This is a genomic window from Azonexus sp. (assembly GCF_036170495.1).
Taxonomy (GTDB): domain Bacteria; phylum Pseudomonadota; class Gammaproteobacteria; order Burkholderiales; family Rhodocyclaceae; genus Azonexus.
In genome coordinates this window covers 1-3,336 of sequence record NZ_JAVHPH010000066.1, presented here as the reverse complement: position 1 = coordinate 3,336, position 3,336 = coordinate 1, and the positions used below count along the sequence as shown (strand labels likewise).

The 3,336-nt window shown below is 53.5% G+C and carries 7 protein-coding genes; 3 read left to right on the top strand and 4 right to left on the bottom strand.

The genetic code is table 11. The features are described from left to right. On the bottom strand, nt 1-239 hold a 239-nt coding region (locus ADADOO_RS02180; RefSeq protein WP_511274610.1), incomplete at its 3' end, for an IMP dehydrogenase. A gap of 63 nt (nt 240-302) precedes the next feature. Here ADADOO_RS02180 and ADADOO_RS02175 point away from each other — a divergent pair. Then, the gene (locus tag ADADOO_RS02175; RefSeq protein WP_511274608.1) at nt 303-803 is read left to right on the top strand and encodes a DUF4124 domain-containing protein; all 501 of its coding nucleotides are present in this window, start codon (nt 303-305) and stop codon (nt 801-803) included. A 14-nt stretch (nt 804-817) separates the two neighbouring features. Here ADADOO_RS02175 and ADADOO_RS02170 read toward each other — a convergent pair whose 3' ends face one another. Next, nucleotides 818-1,141: an RnfH family protein gene (locus tag ADADOO_RS02170; RefSeq protein ID WP_511274607.1), complete on the bottom strand. Its 324-nt coding sequence runs from the start codon at nt 1,139-1,141 to the stop codon at nt 818-820. Beyond that, nucleotides 1,134-1,577: a type II toxin-antitoxin system RatA family toxin gene (locus tag ADADOO_RS02165; RefSeq protein WP_511274606.1), complete on the bottom strand. Its 444-nt coding sequence runs from the start codon at nt 1,575-1,577 to the stop codon at nt 1,134-1,136. The genes ADADOO_RS02170 and ADADOO_RS02165 overlap by 8 nt, the downstream gene beginning before the upstream one ends. A gap of 58 nt (nt 1,578-1,635) precedes the next feature. Here ADADOO_RS02165 and smpB point away from each other — a divergent pair, with 58 nt between their 5' ends. Both smpB and ADADOO_RS02155 read left to right on the top strand, forming a co-directional pair. Then, nucleotides 1,636-2,085, top strand: a complete 450-nt coding sequence (gene smpB, locus ADADOO_RS02160) for an SsrA-binding protein SmpB (protein WP_511274604.1) — start codon at nt 1,636-1,638, stop codon at nt 2,083-2,085. A gap of 100 nt (nt 2,086-2,185) precedes the next feature. Then, the gene (locus tag ADADOO_RS02155) at nt 2,186-2,827 is read left to right on the top strand and encodes a response regulator (protein ID WP_511274602.1); all 642 of its coding nucleotides are present in this window, start codon (nt 2,186-2,188) and stop codon (nt 2,825-2,827) included. An 11-nt stretch (nt 2,828-2,838) separates the two neighbouring features. Here ADADOO_RS02155 and ADADOO_RS02150 read toward each other — a convergent pair whose 3' ends face one another. Then, entirely contained in the window at nt 2,839-3,240 is a 402-nt protein-coding gene (locus tag ADADOO_RS02150) for an Hpt domain-containing protein (RefSeq protein ID WP_511274601.1), read from the bottom strand. Nucleotides 3,241-3,336 lie beyond the last annotated feature (96 nt).

Here is a 3,336-nt window from a genome sequence, read left to right as displayed (position 1 = left end):
GCCGCCTGGGCCTTGGGTGACAGGTTCTTGTGAATGATGCCGATCCCGCCCTCCTGGGCCATCGCGATGGCAAGACGGCCTTCCGTCACGGTATCCATGGCTGCGGAAAGCAAGGGCAGGTTGAGGGTAATATTGCGGGTCAGCCGGGTAGCCAGGCTAACATCGCGGGGAAGAATCTGGGAGTGTGCGGGGACGAGCAGTACGTCGTCGAAAGTCAGAGCTTTTTGCAGCAGTCGCATGGCCTTTAGCCTTTAATCCAAGGTCACAAAATCGTATTATACAGAAAAGCCAAGGAAACCCAGATGACCGCGAGACACTCCTTCATTTTTGCCCTGTTTTTCCCGTTGACCGTAGCAAGCATTTCCGCCCACGCGGAAACCTTTCAATGGAAGGACAGCAACGGCCAGACGGTCGTTTCAGACGTCCCGCCACCAGCTACCGCCAAGGGACAACGATCCATCGGTGGCGTAAAACCAGCCGTTGTCTCAGAGGGCATCCCGGAAAAAACAGTCGACGCCCCCAAGGTCGCCGATGCACCAAAGACCACTGCAGAAAAGGATCTCGATTTCAAGAAGCGGCAACAGGAGGCTAGGGAGAAGGCTGACAAACAAGCCAAGGAACAAGCCGCCGAAAAGGAAAAAAACGAAAACTGCGAGCGAGCCCGGCGCAATCTGGCGGCACTCGAATCAAATCAGCCGCTCAACACAGTTGACGAAAAGGGCGAGCGCAAGTTAATGGACGCCTCGCAACGCGATCAGGAAATGGAACGCGCCCGCAAATTCATGGCTAACACCTGCAAATAAAGCAAAAAGCAGACTCAACTCTCGGCGTCGGAATCGCCGGCGCCCTTTTTCATGACTTTCCCTTCAGCCGCTCGCTGCTTCCGAACCTCCTTGGGATCGGCAATCAGCGGCCGGTAAATCTCGACGCGATCCAGATTACGCAGCACAGAATCAGGCTTGGAAAGTTTGTTCCAAATGCCGAATTTATTCTTCTTCAAATCGATTTCCGGATACTTCTCAAGCAACCCGGAGGCCTCGAGCGCCTGCTGCAGCGTCGCCCCTTCAGTTAACTTGATGCGCACAAGCTCCTGCTTATTTGACAAGGCATAACAAACTTCAACACTCAACATTTCAGCCATGGCTGACTCCGTAAACCTGCGTGGCACGGCGCACGAAGGCATCGACAAACGTATTGGCAATATGGCTGAACACCGGGCCAATCACCTTTTCGAACAATTTACTGGAAAACTCGTAGCGCAACTGGAATTCGATTTTGCAGGCATTCTCGGCCAATGCCTTGAAATGCCATGAACCTTCCAGATGGCGGAATGGCCCATCAACTAGACGAATTTTCATCAGCCGGGGAAACTCCTTGTCGTTTTCCGTCGTAAAACAGGATTTGACTGAGTGATAGTTAATATGCAGCGTCGCAACCGTTTTCGCCGCATCACGACACTTCAACTCGGTATGGCTGCACCATGGTAAGAATGCAGGGTAATCCTCGCAACGGTCCACTAGTTCGAACATGCGTTCGGCAGATTGCTCAATCAAGACGGTCTTTTCAACGAGGGCCATGCAGCGGCAGTATTCCTGTTTCCTGTAGAATCGCGATTTTAAAGGAACAGCCGGTAGCATGAGCATTACGGTCAACAAAAAAGCCTTTCACGACTATTTTGTCGAAGAAAAGTACGAAGCTGGCATTGCCCTCGAAGGTTGGGAGGTCAAGGCCATTCGTGCCGGCCGGATGAACATCAAGGAATCCTACGTCATCATCAAGAGTGGCGAAATCTACGTCATCGGGATGCACATCAGCCCCCTGGCAACTGCTTCCACCCATAATTCGCACGATCCCGTACGCACCCGAAAACTGCTGCTGCACGCCAATGAAATCGGCAAGTTGATCGGCAAGGTCGAGCGCGCCGGTTACACGCTGGTACCCATCGATCTGCACTTCGTGCGTGGCCGCATCAAGCTCGAAATCGGTCTGGCCAAGGGCAAGAAACTACACGACAAACGCGCCGACCAACTGGACAAGGACTCGAAGCGGGAAGCCCAGCGCGCCATGAAGGAACGCATCCGCTGAAGCCCTCGTGGATTTCCGACAACACCAATCCCCATCGTGTCGCAATACCCCTGAATGAGCATATCGAGTTGTTCCGCTTTGGCTTATCCTTGAGCTGACCATGAAAACGACACGAATTGTTCTCGCTGACGACCAACTGCTGATACGCGCCGGCATCCGCGCCATTATCGAGACCCTGCCTGGATACCAGGTCGAAGCAGAATGCGCCGAGGGTCACGAAACCATTGCTGCCATTCGCCAGCTTCAACCCGACGTTGTCCTGCTCGATATCGCCATGCCCGGGCCGTCAGGCATTGAGGTAGCGCGCGCCATTCGCCAGTTTGATCAGAAAACTAGAATTCTCGTGCTGTCCAGCATCGACCGCCAGGAAATAATCGAGCAAGCGCTTGCCGCTGGCGTCAATGGTTATCTGCTGAAAGACTTCGTTCTTGCCGAGCTACTTCAGGCTTTGGCTATAGTGCTCGAAGGGGGATGTTTCCTGTCGCCGAAACTCAGTGCGATGAGCTTGCGCTCGGAGGCTGAAAGTGATTCCGGGCAGAACTCTCGACTAACCACGCGACAAACCGAGATTCTCCGTCATGTAGCATCAGGTAGAACCACCAAGGAAATTGCCCGGGAACTCGGCATCAGCCCGAAGACCGTCGAATTTCACCGCAGTCGCCTGATGGAAAAAATCGGCGTCCATGACGTAACCGGCTTGACCCGATTCGCGCTCCATACTGGCATCGTCATCTGCCCTTGACGGATAGCGACTCAGTCGTCTCCTTCTAGCAAAAAGCCCTCCAACTCTGTCGCCATGGACTGTATGCACAGACACAAGGGGGCCGACATTGATGGCCAGTCGGGCTCTGAATTGCCGATGGTGGCCTCGAGAAGATGTTCGCGAACGAGTTGTTCGATGTCGCGAGCCTGATCCAGGCAGCGGTTTCCGGAAAAAAGAACACAACTGCTGCGAATGTCGTGTAGTACGTCTCTCAGTGCCAGCAGGTCACCCTGTTTTGCGGCATCTTCGAGTCGCCGACATAAGGTCGGTGCATTCTCAAGAAAAATATGAATCAGTCGTTCTGCAGCAGCCTGGTTTCGTCCCAGATTAACCAGCAAATACTCCAGATTGCAGAAGTCGCTACCCTTCCGATTACTGCCGCTCTCAGACATTACCGAATACCTTGGCTTATTTGTATTATTCGGCCGTAGCTTATGCCAGCGGGAAAACACTGGGAACCCGGTGTTACCCTAGGGAAACGCTGATTT

What these genes read in the sequence shown, in the direction of transcription:
- ADADOO_RS02175 (WP_511274608.1), top strand. Translation starts at nt 303, where the DNA reads ATGACCGCGAGACACTCCTTCATTTTTGCCCTGTTTTTCCCGTTGACC.
- ADADOO_RS02170 (WP_511274607.1), bottom strand. Translation starts at nt 1,141, where the DNA reads ATGGCTGAAATGTTGAGTGTTGAAGTTTGTTATGCCTTGTCAAATAAG.
- ADADOO_RS02165 (WP_511274606.1), bottom strand. Translation starts at nt 1,577, where the DNA reads ATGGCCCTCGTTGAAAAGACCGTCTTGATTGAGCAATCTGCCGAACGC.
- smpB (WP_511274604.1), top strand. Translation starts at nt 1,636, where the DNA reads ATGAGCATTACGGTCAACAAAAAAGCCTTTCACGACTATTTTGTCGAA.
- ADADOO_RS02155 (WP_511274602.1), top strand. Translation starts at nt 2,186, where the DNA reads ATGAAAACGACACGAATTGTTCTCGCTGACGACCAACTGCTGATACGC.
- ADADOO_RS02150 (WP_511274601.1), bottom strand. Translation starts at nt 3,240, where the DNA reads ATGTCTGAGAGCGGCAGTAATCGGAAGGGTAGCGACTTCTGCAATCTG.